At 42.5% G+C, this 15,517-nt stretch carries 13 protein-coding genes and 1 tRNA gene; 6 read left to right on the forward strand and 8 right to left on the reverse strand.

Annotated features, from left to right (window positions below; all coding sequences use genetic code 11):
• Positions 1-366 precede the first annotated feature (366 nt).
• The 3 genes from ilvD (at position 367) to CDC33_RS25885 (ending at position 4,396) form a co-directional block, all read left to right on the forward strand.
• Positions 367-2,052, forward strand: a complete 1,686-nt coding sequence (gene ilvD / locus CDC33_RS25875; RefSeq protein ID WP_109011351.1) for a dihydroxy-acid dehydratase — start codon at positions 367-369, stop codon at positions 2,050-2,052.
• Between the two features lie 213 nt (positions 2,053-2,265).
• Positions 2,266-2,643 (forward strand): hypothetical protein, encoded by a 378-nt coding sequence (locus tag CDC33_RS25880; protein WP_109011352.1) that lies wholly within the window; start codon positions 2,266-2,268, stop codon positions 2,641-2,643.
• A gap of 31 nt (positions 2,644-2,674) precedes the next feature.
• Entirely contained in the window at positions 2,675-4,396 is a 1,722-nt protein-coding gene (locus tag CDC33_RS25885; protein WP_109011353.1) for a caspase family protein, read from the forward strand.
• 212 nt (positions 4,397-4,608) lie between these two features.
• On the opposite strand, the gene CDC33_RS25890 is transcribed toward CDC33_RS25885, so the two are convergent.
• The 5 genes from CDC33_RS25890 to CDC33_RS25910 all read right to left on the reverse strand — a co-directional run bounded on the left by CDC33_RS25890 (position 4,609) and on the right by CDC33_RS25910 (position 9,911).
• Positions 4,609-5,394, reverse strand: a complete 786-nt coding sequence (locus CDC33_RS25890) for a Uma2 family endonuclease (protein ID WP_109011354.1) — start codon at positions 5,392-5,394, stop codon at positions 4,609-4,611.
• A gap of 307 nt (positions 5,395-5,701) precedes the next feature.
• Positions 5,702-6,181, reverse strand: a complete 480-nt coding sequence (gene fcmC, locus CDC33_RS25895) for a filament morphology membrane protein FcmC (protein WP_109011355.1) — start codon at positions 6,179-6,181, stop codon at positions 5,702-5,704.
• A 5-nt stretch (positions 6,182-6,186) separates the two neighbouring features.
• A complete protein-coding gene (fcmB, locus tag CDC33_RS25900; protein WP_109011356.1) occupies positions 6,187-7,341 on the reverse strand; it encodes a filament morphology actin-like protein FcmB in 1,155 nt (384 codons plus the stop codon).
• Positions 7,342-7,581: 240 nt separating this feature from the next.
• Entirely contained in the window at positions 7,582-8,205 is a 624-nt protein-coding gene (locus tag CDC33_RS25905) for a DedA family protein (protein ID WP_109011357.1), read from the reverse strand.
• 623 nt (positions 8,206-8,828) lie between these two features.
• Positions 8,829-9,911 (reverse strand): Gfo/Idh/MocA family protein, encoded by a 1,083-nt coding sequence (locus tag CDC33_RS25910; protein WP_109011358.1) that lies wholly within the window; start codon positions 9,909-9,911, stop codon positions 8,829-8,831.
• 798 nt (positions 9,912-10,709) lie between these two features.
• On the opposite strand from CDC33_RS25910, the gene queC reads away from it, so the two are divergent.
• Entirely contained in the window at positions 10,710-11,387 is a 678-nt protein-coding gene (gene queC, locus CDC33_RS25915; protein WP_109011359.1) for a 7-cyano-7-deazaguanine synthase QueC, read from the forward strand.
• A gap of 196 nt (positions 11,388-11,583) precedes the next feature.
• Here the strand turns inward: queC and CDC33_RS25920 are convergent, their stop codons facing one another.
• Both CDC33_RS25920 and CDC33_RS25925 read right to left on the reverse strand, forming a co-directional pair.
• A complete protein-coding gene (locus CDC33_RS25920; protein ID WP_181374131.1) occupies positions 11,584-12,978 on the reverse strand; it encodes a hemolysin family protein in 1,395 nt (464 codons plus the stop codon).
• 136 nt (positions 12,979-13,114) lie between these two features.
• Entirely contained in the window at positions 13,115-13,816 is a 702-nt protein-coding gene (locus CDC33_RS25925) for a hypothetical protein (protein WP_109011361.1), read from the reverse strand.
• A 294-nt stretch (positions 13,817-14,110) separates the two neighbouring features.
• Here CDC33_RS25925 and CDC33_RS25930 point away from each other — a divergent pair.
• Positions 14,111-14,183: transfer RNA gene (locus CDC33_RS25930), tRNA-Ile, on the forward strand.
• A 138-nt stretch (positions 14,184-14,321) separates the two neighbouring features.
• Here CDC33_RS25930 and CDC33_RS25935 read toward each other — a convergent pair.
• Complete coding sequence (locus CDC33_RS25935; protein WP_109011362.1) at positions 14,322-14,756, reverse strand: hypothetical protein; 435 nt, start codon at positions 14,754-14,756, stop codon at positions 14,322-14,324.
• 100 nt (positions 14,757-14,856) lie between these two features.
• Between CDC33_RS25935 and pyrE the strand changes: the two genes are divergently transcribed.
• Positions 14,857-15,477 carry an orotate phosphoribosyltransferase gene (gene pyrE / locus CDC33_RS25940; protein WP_109011363.1) on the forward strand — a complete coding sequence of 207 codons (621 nt, stop codon included), beginning with the start codon at positions 14,857-14,859 and terminating at the stop codon, positions 15,475-15,477.
• Positions 15,478-15,517: the final 40 nt, after the last annotated feature.

The following is a 15,517-nucleotide window of genomic DNA, read 5'->3' on the forward strand; positions in this document are numbered from 1 at the left end:
CAGAATTCTAATAATTTAACAGTCGCGGGAAGAGGTAAGCTTAACTTGCCTCTTCTTTTTATAATGATTATTATGCAAATTGATTTCTGTATTTATTAGTTATATCTTCAACTAGTTGCAAGCGACATTATAGTTTAATTTAATATACTTCACCCCCAACCCTTCTCCTAGCTAAGGACAGGGGAGATGAAGCACAGCTTTATCGGGGTGAGGTACTGCTTAACCTCACTCTTATTATGAAGCGCTATAGCAACACAAGCACATTTGAGAAATAGAGAATTATCAATGCTCGATCGCGCCGCGTATACATGAGAAAATCATGGTAATACAATCGCAACAGTTGCGATGATGTCAGGGAAGAAAAAAATGCCGGAGAATTTAAGAAGCCAAATTGTGACGCATGGGGTGCAGCGATCGCCAAATCGAGCTATGCTGCGGGCAGTTGGTTTTAAAGATGAAGATTTCAATAAAGCCATTGTGGGTATTGCCAATGGCTACAGTACGATCACTCCCTGTAATATGGGGATAAATCAACTGGCACAAAGGGCAGAGGTTGGTATAAAATCTGCTGGGGCGATGCCGCAAGTATTCGGCACAATTACCATCAGCGATGGGATTTCGATGGGAACTGAAGGGATGAAATATTCCCTAGTGTCACGGGAAGTTATAGCCGATTCCATTGAAACCGCCTGTACTGGGCAAAGTATGGATGGTGTGCTAGCGATTGGTGGCTGTGATAAAAATATGCCAGGGGCAATGCTAGCGATCGCCCGGATGAATATCCCTGCAATATTCGTTTACGGTGGCACAATTAAACCCGGTCATTACAATGGGCGCGATTTAACTGTTGTTAGTTCTTTTGAAGCAGTTGGTCAATATAGTGCGGGAAAAATTGACGAAAAGGAATTATTAGAAGTTGAAAGTCGGGCTTGTCCTGGTGCTGGTTCCTGTGGGGGAATGTTTACGGCTAACACCATGTCTTCAGCATTTGAAGCGCTAGGGATGAGTTTGCCCTATTCTTCGACAATGGCAGCCGAAGATGCCGAAAAAGCCGATAGTACAGAAAAATCGGCTTATGTGTTAGTCGAAGCTATCCGCAAACAAATCTTGCCCCGCCAAATTATCACCCGTAAATCTATAGAGAATGCCATTTCTGTAATTATGGCGGTGGGTGGTTCGACTAATGCAGTGCTGCATTTCTTAGCGATCGCCCGCGCTGCTAATGTAGAGTTAACACTGGATGACTTTGAAACTATCCGCGCCCGTGTTCCGGTTTTGTGTGATTTAAAACCAAGCGGTAAATATGTAGCTACAGATTTGCACAAAGCTGGTGGTATTCCTCAAGTCATGAAAATGCTACTTGTGCATGACTTGTTACATGGTGATAGCCTCACCATCACTGGTCAAACGATCGCAGAGATATTGGCAGATATCTCAGAAGAACCATCTGCCAATCAAGATGTGATTCGGACTTGGAATAACCCGATGTATCCTCAAGGACACTTAGCTATTCTCAGAGGGAATTTAGCAACGGAAGGGGCTGTCGCCAAAATTACTGGCGTGAAAAAACCAGTAATTACCGGCCCTGCACGTGTATTTGAGTCGGAAGAAGCTTCTTTAGCTGCAATTTTGGCCGGTAAGATTCAAGCTGGTGATATTCTAGTTATCCGCTACGAAGGGCCTAAGGGCGGGCCTGGGATGCGCGAAATGTTGGCTCCCACCTCAGCAATTATCGGTGCTGGTTTGGGTGATGCTGTGGGATTAATTACCGACGGACGCTTTTCTGGCGGTACTTACGGCATGGTGGTTGGTCATGTTGCTCCAGAAGCAGCCGTTGGTGGTGCGATCGCTCTTGTAGAAGAAGGCGATAGTATTACTATTGATGCACCCGCTCGTTTGTTGCAATTGAATATATCTGAAGAAGAATTGGCTCGTCGCCGTGCCAACTGGCAACCCCCCGCTCCGCGCTACACTAAAGGCGTGTTGGCGAAATATGCCAAATTGGTATCTTCTAGCAGTATTGGTGCTGTGACAGATTTGGACTTGTTTTAGTTAACCTGACGTAATAGACATCTCCGAAAAAGAATGTAGAGACGTAGCAGTGCTACGTCTTTTTGATTTCTAGTAATTTTTACCTAAATTTTATGAGTTTTTGTAAAAATATTGAAGAAATTTCAGGAAATTTACATAGCAGTTATGATGTCAATAGAGAAATTACGGCAATATAGTTGACTGTCAACTGCTTAAAACTGAAAAGGGTACAAAATGAGTTCTGAATCTAACGTCAAGTTCACGATCGCTCTTTCTAATCCAGACTTAGATGCAGATGAGCAAGAACGCGAAACACGGAATCTGCTGCGAGAAATCAAAGATTTAGATGTAGAAAGTGCTGAACTTGTAGCAGTTACAGAAATACCTGAAGGCTCAAAGGCTTTAGGAGGTTTTCTGCTAGGGGTGTTGCAAGCAGAGGTGAGTGTTGCCAATTGTAAAAAATTATTGGGATTTGTGGGCGATCGCTTGGGTAACAAAACTATTGAATTGGAAGTTGAGGCCAACGGTAAAAAGTTGAAAGTTAAAGCCAGCAGCCAGCAAGAACTAATGACCGCGATTGCAGCAGCACAAAAGTTTGTAGCAGCAAGCTAAGACACTCTACGACAAAAGAGAGAATACTAATATGGCTAAGGTAGCATTACTTATAGGAGTCAGCGAGTATGAGCCTGGTCTTACCCCATTACCAGCTTCAGTAAAGGATATGCAAGCGATCGCCAAAGTGTTGCAGCATCCAGAAATGGGTGGATTTGCTGAGGCTGATATCAAAAAATTGGAGAATCCCGATCCTCAGAAAATGCAGGAAGCGATCGAGGCATTGTTTAGCGATCGCCGTAAGGATGATCTAGCAATAGTTTACTTCTCCGGTCATGGCATTAAAGATGAGAGCGGCAAACTTTACCTTGCTACTCGCCTCACCCGTAAAAATTCTCAAGGACAACTCATCAAATCAACTGCTGTTCCCGCCAGTTTTATTCATAATATCATGAGTGAAAGCCGCTCTAAGCGACAAATCATAATTCTTGACTGCTGCTTTAGTGGGGCATTTGCCGAAGGTTGGTCAGCCAAAGATGATGGTTCTGTCGATATCCGATCTCAACTTGGTGGTGAAGGGCGGGTTGCTCTCACTTCTTCCACTTCGACTCAGTATTCTTTCCAGCAAGAAGGAGCAAATCTTTCTACTTATACTCGTTACCTCGTTGAGGGTATTGAAACAGGAGCAGCAGACTTAGATAATGATGGTGCAGTTTCTATTGACGAATTGCATGAGTACGCTAAAAAGAAAGTTCAAGAAGCAGCTCCAGCAATGCGACCAGAAATCTATGCACACAGTGAAGGATTCAAAATTCTTTTAGCTAAAGCACCAACTGGCGATCCAAAACTGAGATATCGCAAAGAAGTTGAGATTTATGCCAGTCGAGGTGAAATTTCTAATATTGGACGCAAAATATTAGATGCCCTACGTCACAATTTGGGATTGCTTCCTGAAGAAGTTGCTGCAATTGAAACTGAAGTTTTAAAACCCTATCGTGAATATCAACAAAATTTACAGGAATATGAACAAGCATTAATTGATGCGGTAGAGCATGAACAGGATTTAACTGATTATACTCGTCAAGAATTGCGACGTTATCAGGAAATTTTGAAACTTAGAAATGAAGATGTAGCATCAATTGAAACTAGGGTTACTCAGCAAAGAACAACAGCCCAATTCCCAGGTATGGCTTTAGGGTCAAATCAGGCTCAAAAAATATCTCATCATAAAGATGTAACACCTATCAAACCAAAAAAGGAAGCCTTCTCAGCAAGTCAACCTGAAATTCTTGAAGCGAGCACAACTCAACCTCAACCTTCAAAAATACTTGAGCCAAAGCGTCAGTACAAATTACCGCTACTGATTGGGAGCGGGGGATTATTTGCTGCTGTTGCTATTTGGCTAATGAGTTTTTCCAATTCGCCTATTTCCGATCCGGCGATATATCAGCAGGTGACTTTGAGTGGCTTAATTCTGAACAATCAAGGAAAAGTTGTTACTGTCTCTGCTGGAGAGAAGCTTAATGCATTTGTTAATTATTTCTACAATTGCCCTACGTGTCAATCAAGCAGTATAAATCAAATTATTGTGGGGATTGCTGGTGAAGATAAAGCCCAAGCCTGTATTTACAATGGCGGTATAAAAGATTCAGGTTCAGCCAAATTTACTCTAACTGCACCAAATCAACCCGGAACCTACTACATTCGCTTTCGTTATGCTCAGGCAAATAAATGTAATGATGCTTTGGGTTGGTGGAGAGTAGGTGATGAGCCACCAGTAGAAGCTAATATTGGATTGATTAAAGTTAAGTAGCTAAAATAGGTTTTTTATAGTCCAACTTTAACCAATACCTGCCATTTATAAATATGATTTTGTACTAATTAAATCTTAATTTGGAAGCTTTACTTAATAGCGATGCCTACGGCGGTAAACTACGCAGTTACTCATTCTGATATTTCCAAATAGCGATCGCACCCAGTTTTTAATTTATAACAACTCGATAAACTCATCAAAAAAGCCAAAATTCACAACATATCTGGATTTTCCCCCAGTTCTCTTAATCTAGCTGCTAAACGAGCCACCTGTGCAGCAGCCGCTTCTGCTTCTGCAACTGCGGCTTGTGCTTGTGCAACAGCAATTTCCGCCTGCGTGACTGCGGCTTGTGTTTGTGCAGCAGCTGCTTCTTCTGGTAACAAAACTAAATTGCCAGCCACATCGTAAAACCGCAACCATACCGCCGTTTCTCTATCTATTGTTCCCTCACTTGTCCCCAACCATAAACCTAAACGCTTACACCATAGCCACCCGCGTTCATTTGGGAGCAAAGGCTGATACTGCTGATTATCATCTAAATGCCACCCCTGCAAAGAATTCGGGTCAAAGGGGTCATAGACAAAATAATCTGAGGTACGGAAAGTTTGTTCGTAAAGGTTTTTCTTAATACCCTTATCTATTCCTGCTGTAGATGGTGACATTAATTCTACGATTACATCAGGATAACGACCATTTTCTTCCCAGACTACCCAACCTTGTCTAGGATTATTACCGTCAACATTCAGCACTGCAAAAAAATCTGGGCCTCGGAAATCGCGGTTACGAACCTGGGTGCTGCTGTAGTAAATAAACATATTGCCCCCGGTGAAGAAATCATTGCGGTCAGCAAAAAACTGCTGCAATGACCGAATCAGGACATTCATCGCAATACGGTGTCGATTTGATTCCAAGGGTTCACCATCATCAAAAATTAAATCTGTGGGGGGCATGGGGGGTTCCCAATCCACAATGGCTGCTGGATTTTTCTCAGTAGTCATGAGCGATCGCCTTTCTCAGAAAGCCTTAGATTTCTATCATAATCTGCCGAGAGCTTGCCGAAGTAAGGCGTACAGATTACAAATGGTTATAAATTATTCTTCATGGAATCTCAAAAATCAGGCATAGCTTGACCAATCCCAATTGATCGCAATAATGCCAAAACAAATCAACTGGGATTGCCGTGATGATTCGCTATGATGAGCGATCGCTTCATTAACACAAATACAAACATTAACAATCCTTAATAATATTATCTATTAAGGATTGTTAAGAGAAGCAAAAACTGCTCACAAACGTGATTGTTTCTTAAAAATCATCGAGAAACTGACTAAGGCGACTGATTACGGGGTCAACCTCTTGAGGAGGGGTAGCAACAGTATAAGAAGTATTATTTACTACTTCTAATTGAGTTGGAGACTGAATAAATGATCGCTCATTGACTATAAGCGCCAGTTGTGCAACTTGTTGAGAAAGTTGCAATAGATGATGTTCCATTGCCTCCAAACGATTAGATCCCTTGGCCAAAAAACGTTCCTCAAGTCCAGCCACTTGACGTTGCAGTTCACCGATTTGCTGTTCAATTGGTGCTTTTGCTGCTGTTTGTGGAGCAGGTTGTACAGATTCCGGTACACATAAAGATTGCCACAAGGCTTCTTTACAGAGGTCACTGAAAGTCTTGTCTGGTTGTTTTTCCAAATAACTTTCTACTTGCGCTAACAAGCTTTCATCAGCAAGCTCTGGGTTGAACGTGACGGATTTAACTACCTTTTTTGACCATTGGAACATCAGCTTTATGCCCTAGCAGCGCGATTGGAGGATAATTGTGCCTCTCCATAAATATACTGCCCCAAAGCATTCGCCTGTCGTGAAGGTGCTGCTAAATGAGCATTAATCTTTGCCTCTTTGAGCAGACGTTGAACGTCGTCCCAGAAGAACTCACCACCCCCGCCAGTCAGAATCACATCGGTGACACGTTCTGGCAACCAGGCTAGCACACGGCTACAGATTTCACGCGAAAACATCTCCGTGAGGTTGGGAAGAAAATCGTCTAGGTTGGTGGGCTTACTAGCGCCTTTAGGACGGTAAAAGCGTTCACCTCTGGGTTTGTTTACAGCAGAAATCAGAGCTAGAGATTGACTATCTGCTCCCTCAATTTCGGCGGACACCAATTCATAAAACTTGTTCATACCGAAGTCTTCGCTCTTAGAAGCACCTCTGGCAAAACGGAAGTTATCTACCATCAAAAGATCGACGGTTTGATGTCCAATATCAACGATCGCCACCGATATTTTTGTAAAATCGGGACTGTTAGGATTTTTCTTCGGTTGAGCTTCAGACCACAGCAGACTACCGTAGCCTTCTGGCATTACCCATACCTTACTGACGTTGAGCGATATAGATTCGCCTCGGAAGTTCAACACATGAGGCCCGCCTACTTGGCTAATCAACTGGGCTTTTTCCTTTTCAAATTGCTCTAAGGAAAGAAAAGGTAGACCTAGTACAACTGAGATATCATCTCTAAGTTTGAAGTAGCCAGCACTTGCTAAGACTTTTACCAGTGCAGCCTCGACCTTAGATTGGCCGACTCCTAGATTCGCCCCAAAATCGGCTGCTAGCTGACCAACAGCATATCCATTTCCTTGATACTCTAGCCACAAATCCATTAAGGGGTCAGTAGCCCTGGCTTCAAAAACACCACCGCGTACTTGTTCAATTGACATCTGCTTGACGTTGGCAGGTACGAACACCACATTACCGGGTTCACGACTCACACAAGTTTTTGTGGAAGTTCTGCCTAAATCAACGCTGAGAATAGTTTTCCCTGGAACACCGCCTGTTTTGGGAGGAGTATTATTAACAGCATTGATGGGAGTCGATGCTGATACTCTATTCATCGGTATAGCAGCAGCATTGATGGGGGTAGCGGCGGAAGGTTGGTCTGTCATGAAAGCTCCTAGTTCAAACTTAACTGTAAAAAGTTGTCATGCTCATCTTACAAAAATGCAAGCAACCAGAAATTCTAGGTTGCGTCAAGTGTAGCTAGAAATACGCCAAAAATTAATTTTGGTGATACCTCCGATAAGCTCATGCCTTCGCACATCTAGTATTATTTGGCATAGTGTAGGCGAATTTTGGCCAGATGTAACCCCTGCTTTCACTACTTTCAAACCAAAAGCGTCCGTGTTTCATCTTCTAGTACGTCTTAACTGGCGCTTGAATATCCAAAAAACAAATACTAGAACCAAACCGCCAAGTACGATTTTGGACACAGGAGCAAGGTACTTGTCCACAAGTTCATACTGACTACCTAATGCGTATCCTGAGTATGTTAGCAAACCTACCCAAGCAGCGCTACCTAATGTTGTGTAAAACAAGAATGGTAGCAACGGCATATTGCTGATACCTGCGGGAACGGAAATCAAGGTGCGGATTCCTGGCACAAGGCGACCAATTAATACTGCTTTTCTACCTTGTTGGTCAAACCATTGTTTGGCCTTAGTAATATCTTTACTGGATATAGCCAGCCATTTGCCATACTTGTCAGCCCAAGCTTTCAAACGGGTTTCGCCCAAAAACTTACCTGGATAATACCAAATAAGTGCGCCTAATACAGAACCCAAAAGTCCTGCGAAAAAAACACCAATGATATTCAGCTTTGCCCCCCCTGGTTGATATGGACTTGCTGTAAATCCAGCCAGTGGCATAATCAATTCTGAAGGAATGGGGGGAAAAAGGTTCTCTAGGAACATTAGTAGGGCGATTCCCCAATAGCCAAAATAGTTGATAGTATTAGTTATCCATTCAAGCATTGAGTCAATTCCTAAAATTGCGGTACTATTCTTGTGACTAAGATTCCGCTTTAGCTTTTAAAAAAGCTAATTATCCTGCTTCCTAAAGTCCAGATAATTCGGCTGCACAAAAAGTTGGCATTACAATGAAGAAACAGGTAAAACAAATGGAAGCTAGGAGGCTGTTTCATTAATTGCGGAGTTTATAGAAATTCGGAAGTAGCTCTACTACAGGGCGGAAATCAAGCTACCATTTTAAAACTTGCAAAAGCCTTGATATACAAAACTTTTGAATTTTAATTTTTGACACTTCGACTCCTTTCGACTGCGCTCAAGATAAGCCGCTCAGTGTTAACTTTTGACTTCCGCCTTGCGGTACTAGCCCTTGAAATTGAGCGAGAAATTGCTCATTACAAATCTGACAAAATCAATCAAATCAATCATCAGATTTTATTTTCTAATTTTTTAGATCCCCCTTAGTCAGTTTTTTTTTTAAGGACTAGGGAGGATCTAAATATTTGATGGCAAATTTAAAAACATATTCTGAGGTTTTGTTCTGAGGTTATGAGGTTATGCCTGTGGGAGAGCAGGGAGAAAATTTTATTTTGTCCCCCTTATCCCCCTCATCCCCCTCATCCCCTCTGCTAGGCTGTCGGGGTCAATGATTGTACTCTTGGTTCCGATTGCCAGTCTAATGGATTCAAAACTCGATCTTCCAGCGCCATCTGCTCAATCAAACTTGCCAGTCTCAGAGCTTTGAGAGCTTGTTCACCACCTACTGAGGGTTGATTGCCACCGTGTACACAGTTGACAAAATGTTCTAATTCTGCACTTAAGGGTTGAATATTGCTGGTGTAGACTTTTTCAATTACACCATCTTGCCTGTAAAGTACTTGTCGGTGGTCGCTGAGAGAATTGGCAGTCGTTTGTCGGTGAATTAAAATTTCATTCTTGAGAAAATCTGCCTCAGTGAATGAATTTTTGCAATGGGCGACAATCCGGCGAATTTTTCGGTGGGTAACTTTACTGGCGGTCAGAGTAGCAACAATACCATTGGCAAACCCCAAGGTGGCAGTTACGTAATCTAAATAACCAGAGTCTAGGGCGCGAGTACCGCTAGCAGTCAATTTCGTAACTGGGGAAGCAGCTAATTCTAAAAGTAGGTCGATGTCATGGATCATTAAATCCAGCACAACCGAAACATCGTTTGCCCGATCTGAGTAAGGACTCATTCTGTGGGCTTCTAGCGCCAGCAATTCTTCAGTTTTAAGCACTTGGCTTAGTTCTTTAAAAGCCGGGTTAAAACGCTCAATATGACCCACTTGCAGGATACACCCAGACTCAGCTGCGGCATTTACTAGGGACTCTGCCTCAGAAATACTGGCTGCGATCGGTTTTTCAATCAAAACATGAATTCCCGCTAACAGACAGTTGATACCCACAGCATAGTGCAGACGAGTGGGAACAGCTACACAAACTGCATCTACAAGAGGTAGCAGATCACAGTAATCTTCAAAAAAACGCACCTTGTACTTGCTGGCAGTTTCTAGCCCTCGCTCAACATTAATATCTGCCACTCCGACTAGTTCAACATCTTTCATTGAACTCAGCACGCGAGCGTGATGTTGTCCCATATTACCCACTCCAATCACGCCTATGCGGATCGGTCGTGGCTGGTTACGCTGTGTATATAGATTCGGTTCTGCCACTGACATGCTATCTTGCACTATTATTCTCTCCTCAACCACCAAATTTAGAGACGCTACGGCCGTTGGCGTTTATACTCGAAAGCCAGTTACGATCCGTCTAAAACCATCCAGATGGTAACATAGAGCCTATGTTTATGAAGAATTTCAAAGTTTATCATCGGTTCCCGTAATCCAAATATCTTTTGTATAGATAGTTCGGGTTTGTTTTGGATTTTGCACTTTTTACAATAAATATATGTCTTTTTGTTAACTTTAAAACATTCAGTAAGACTTAAGTGTAAATTCTTCAAATTTCTAAGGAGCCGCTTTCTCTGCTCTGACTTAACTTGATTGTTGCACTTAGGCGATTAATTACCCGGGATCAATTGCTAATTGATACTACTAAAATTACAAAATCAGGAAAAAGTAACACGTATGCTTTTTGAAAGAAAAATGCTATTGAAAATTATCGCTCTGAATTAATTGAAAAGATTTTTGTATGATTATTTGCAGCATCCGTCCTAGACACATACTTCTGCAAAGAAGCAAACTACCCATAGCGTGTGGTAGAGAAAATATTACACTGTTTTTTGAGAAAAACTAGTATCGCAAGGCGGAAGTCAAAAGTCACGCATAATTGTATTCAGAGCTTCTTGCGCCATTTGAAATGGTATGTTTATTTACGCCGTACTGCACTACTGTAGATTGTTTCTTGAAAATATCGGTGCGGCGTTGTTTGCCATCACTCACAGGGTTGAGAAGTGGCTTTGGCATTACTTCCTGACCAAAAATGTTGAGGTGTATTTGGCGATTTAAAATCCAAAATTTGCAACCGAGATGAAAGCTGTAATTCTATTATCTGGGGGATTAGACTCTTCCACAATTTTATACAAAGCTAAGGCTGATGGCTGTGAATGTCATGCTATTTCCTTTGATTATCAGCAGCGACATCGACGAGAGTTACAGTCAGCCCTGACTGTTGCTCAAAAAGCTGCGATCGCAAAACATCAGGTAGTTAATTTTGATTTACGGCAATGGGGTGGTTCAGCACTTACCGATGATGCCATTGATTTACCCCAAGAGCGATCGCTGGATGAAATGTCTCAAAATATTCCTGTCACTTATGTCCCGGCTCGTAATACCATCTTTTTAAGCTTTGCTCTTGGTTATGCAGAAGCGATCGCGGCTGAACGTGTCTATATCGGCATCAATGCTTTAGATTACTCAGGATATCCTGACTGTCGCCCCGATTATATCCAGGCAATGCAGGAAGTTTTTCGTCTGGGAACCAAACAAGGGCGTGAGGGACAACCAATAAATATTGTTACACCCCTAATCAACATGAAAAAAACTGAAATCATCCAACTAGGGAACGAATTGGGAGTTCCTTGGGAGCTAACTTGGTCTTGCTATGCCGGTGATGATGTCGCCTGTGGTGTATGTGATTCTTGTCGCTTGCGGCTAGCAGCTTTTGCTGAATTGGAACTCGTTGATCCAGTGGAATATGCTTCTTGAGTTAGGAGTGAGGAATTAGGAGTTAAAATCCAATCCAGTTCAGTTAAGCCCCAAATCCAATGCAAGAGACGTTACATTGCAACGTCTCTACATACCTAAAATTAATACCAAAAATCCTTAACCCAAGCGTATTGAGTTAAAATTCATGACTCCAAACCCCACTCCTGTACAAACGCGATTAATCGCGTCTCAACTCCTAACTCTCAACTCCTAACTCTTCTAACCGTTGCAGTTGAATTTGATGCAGGCGTGGGCCAACAATTGATACAATAGTGAATTCGAGATTTTGATACCGGAAAGTTTCGCCTTTGACAGGCATTTTCTGTAACTGATACAGCAAAAAGCCGCCTAGTGTTTGGTATTCTCTTGTCAAGGGCAAATTGAGATGCAAAACTTCGTTGAGGTCTTCGAGATTGATCTGGGCTTGTACTAAAAATTTATCCTTATCTAACATCTGAATCATCAAGTCGTCACTGCTTTCAGATTCGCTGGCGTCGCCAATGATTTCGGCAATGACATCTTTGATTGTCACTAGTCCCACAGTAGAGCCGAATTCATTCACTACCATGACCATAGCTGGTTTCTCTTGCTGCATCATTGGCAAAAGCTCACTCAGGGACGTGTGTTCGGGAACAAAGCGGGCGGGACGCATCCAAGATTGGATTTGTGTCTCTAAACTGAGATTTCCTACAGCTAAAGGTTGTGCCAAATCTTTAAAATAAACAATGCCGCGAACATCGTCTAATGATTCACCAATCACGGGATAGCGAGAGTAACCAGTAGCAGCCATTTCCTTGAGTAATGCCTGAAAAGTAGCATCTTTTGGCAGCGTGATAATACTGGTGCGCGGTATCATCACATCTTGGGCCATAACATCTCCAAACTCAAAGACATTATTGAGCAACTCTCGCTCCGCACGCTGTAAACCAGTAGACCCCCATTCTGTAGAGATAATCAGTTGCAATTCTTCGGGAGTCACAGGTGGCCTCCAGCCTTGACCTGTGTATTGAATGCCAAAAATCCGCAATAAAAAACGAGTTGATTGGTTGAGAATCCAGATGAAGGGGCCAAAAAAACGCACGATCGCTTTTACCGAAGGCCCCAAAAACCTAGCTAGCTGTTCTGAGTACAGCATGGCTAAGGATTTGGGACATAATTCTCCGATCACAATTTGTAGATAGGCAATCAAGAAAAAGGCAATGGGAATTGATAGGGAATGAGCCAAGAAGGTAATCATCCCACTGGGTAAAGGCCACGATCTTAACCATGCATTAACCAGCACAACAATCGTACTTTCGCCAATCCATCCCAATGCCAAACTGGAGAGGGTAATACCTAACTGAGTGGTAGATAATAGTCGATCAATACTACGTTGTAGCATTTCGACTGCGATCGCTGGAACATCCCCAGCCTTAACTAGCTGGTGAATACGCGATCGCCGCACGCTCACCATCGAAAATTCCGCCGTCACAAAAAAGGCATTTATGGCAATCAGCAGTAGCACTGACAATAACCGTAGCGCCACGTCTGTCCAAATTAAATTAGGAAAACCAATCACCACCAAAGCTCGTGTAAAACTCACGCCCTCCATTTAGGGGGATTGGGAATAGGGAATAGGGAATAGGGAGTGGGGAGTAAGGAGGGAGATGAGGGAACAAGGAGAATAACCATGCCCAATGCCCAATGCCCAATGCCCAATGCCCAATACCCAATGCCCAATACCCAATCTACCTTTCTACAGGAATATTCAATGCCTCTAGCTTTAATTCTTGAGCGGGATAATCAGTAAGAGCAAGTGATATTTTCTTGACATCATCAAGTAAAGCTGTGGGAATGCTCACTGTACCTGTAAATGCTGGCCCATTTGCAGGCAATTCTGTTGGTAAACCCTCTGTACTAGCACTTAGGGTTCGTCCTTTATCATCGGTAACATCTAAAAAACTATACAGGAAGCGGACAGAATCTTTACCTTTGTTCTGCATTTTCACTTTCAGTAGCAAATCACCACCAGAGTAGCGGACAGATTGTACAGACATGGTTACGCCCTCACTCAAGGCTGTAACTGGAAAACCTGGCTGGAGTTTTTCTTCAACTACTGCTGGGGGTTTTTCCTCTGGTTTCTGCTTACTGCTATTGGTTTCTTCATCATCGTCCTCTAGCTTTTCTGATTTAGCTGCCTTGGTCTTACCCTCAATTCGCGCTTTGACAATTTTCAGAATTTCGTCCTCTTTTAATAGCACTAGACCTCCCTGTTGGGAGCTATTTGCCTTATTACTGGCAAATTTGGTTGTAGGACGCCCATCTGGTGTATTTACGCCTTTAAGTGCTGAACTACCTAGTTCAAACCCCAAAAGGGCACTCACAGAACCTGCTCCCATCATCAGGATTAACAAAACCAAAGTAAGAAGTACAGTAGAATTTATTTTCATCGCTGACAAGCTATCACAATAGAATGCTGGTCTATTTAAGAATAGTGAAGCTTTTGACCTCAATCCTTAAAGGAACTTAATCAATATTAGTCTGCACTATTTTATGATTAAATTATGTAGTATAAAAATCTGATAAGCTATTGTCGAGTATTCACAGGTGTAAATGTGTGCTATAATTATAAAATTGGCTAAACTCAGTGCATGAGGTATTTTCTTCAGTCTAAAATTAGCAAATCGGGTTGACCTAAGAGTTGAAGTAATTTACTCTTATGAACTCGAAAGCGAACAACATAAGCGCCTTTGGCCGATTGGGGAGGCAACGAACTCATAATTCGTCTTCAGGCTGGTTCGATTCCAGCAGGGCGCACTGAATGATCAAAAAGCAGTAATAGAGGGATAAAGGGCATGGGGCATGGGGCATTGGGCATTGGTCAATAATTAATAGTTATTCTCCCCCTGCTCCCTCATCCCCCACTCCCCACTCCCCACTCCCCACTCCCCAATATTACCGAGGTGGTAAAGTTTCAAACCTAAATTCAGTACCCACTTTGAGTTTGTTGCTATTGAAACGCGGAGACATCATTAGTGATGTGTCATAAGGATTTGGTAAATCAGGAGTGCGAATGTATGGATCATTGCCAACTTGCTGAGTCAGGACATCATGATATAAAGTGTTAAGCAATTGAGCGTCGCGGGCAATTTCATTTTCTGGGAAGGAACCACCGAAACTGGAACCAGATCCTAGAAATGAGTCTAGTTGGCGCTTGAGGCTACCATTTTCGTAGAAATTGCGATCGTGACGAAAATAAGCTCGCTCAAAGGCATCATTTGTAGTTTCAGTTTTGGGGGTTTCCGTTTGGGCAGATGCAACAGAGGGAAAAGCAATACCAGTAGCAACCAGTACCAATAAACCACCAAAGGTTTTAAATTTTATACCCACGTTCCTAACTCCTCAATTTTTGGGCAATCTTAATTTATGCTTAATTTCAGAACTCTGATGAGTTCAACCTTTGGTGTAGCACAACTTTTAATGTTTTGTAATGACGTATCCTACTGAAACTTTTACCCACTCAGATATTTGGGCAACTACTGCTGATTTAACTATTTTGCGCCACAAGCTACTAGATTTATTTTGCCAACTTGCTTATCAAGAAGGTGATTTTTTGCTCTCTTCTGGTCTGCGTAGTTCTTATTATGTCAACAAGACACAAGTAACACTCCATCCTCAAGGCGCTTTGGCAGTCGGACGTTTACTGTTTCCTTTGCTACCTGTAGATACACAAGCTGTAGGTGGTTTAACAATGGGGGCTGATCCAATTGTGACAGCAGTTAGTATAGTTTCTGTTTATGAAAACCGACCCATACCAGCGCTAATTATTCGCAAGGAAGCCAAGGGTTATGGAACGAGAGCTTATATAGAAGGCCCCAATTTACCAGAAGGTGCAAAAGTAGTAGTCTTGGAAGATGTGGTGACAACCGGGCAATCTGCTTTAAAAGCAGTTGAGCGTCTTAAAGATGCAGGTTATACCGTAAATCAAATAATTTCACTGGTAGACCGACAGCAAGGTGGAGGTGAGTTGTACCAGTCAGCTGGGTTGAAGTTTGAAACTTTGTTTTCGATTCAAGAAGTTCAGGAACGCTACCAACAACTTGCGAAATAATAAGTGTCGCTTGCCGAATTGTTTGACAATTTGACATATT

The sequence above is a fragment of the Nostoc commune NIES-4072 genome, from assembly GCF_003113895.1.
Classification (GTDB): domain Bacteria; phylum Cyanobacteriota; class Cyanobacteriia; order Cyanobacteriales; family Nostocaceae; genus Nostoc; species Nostoc commune.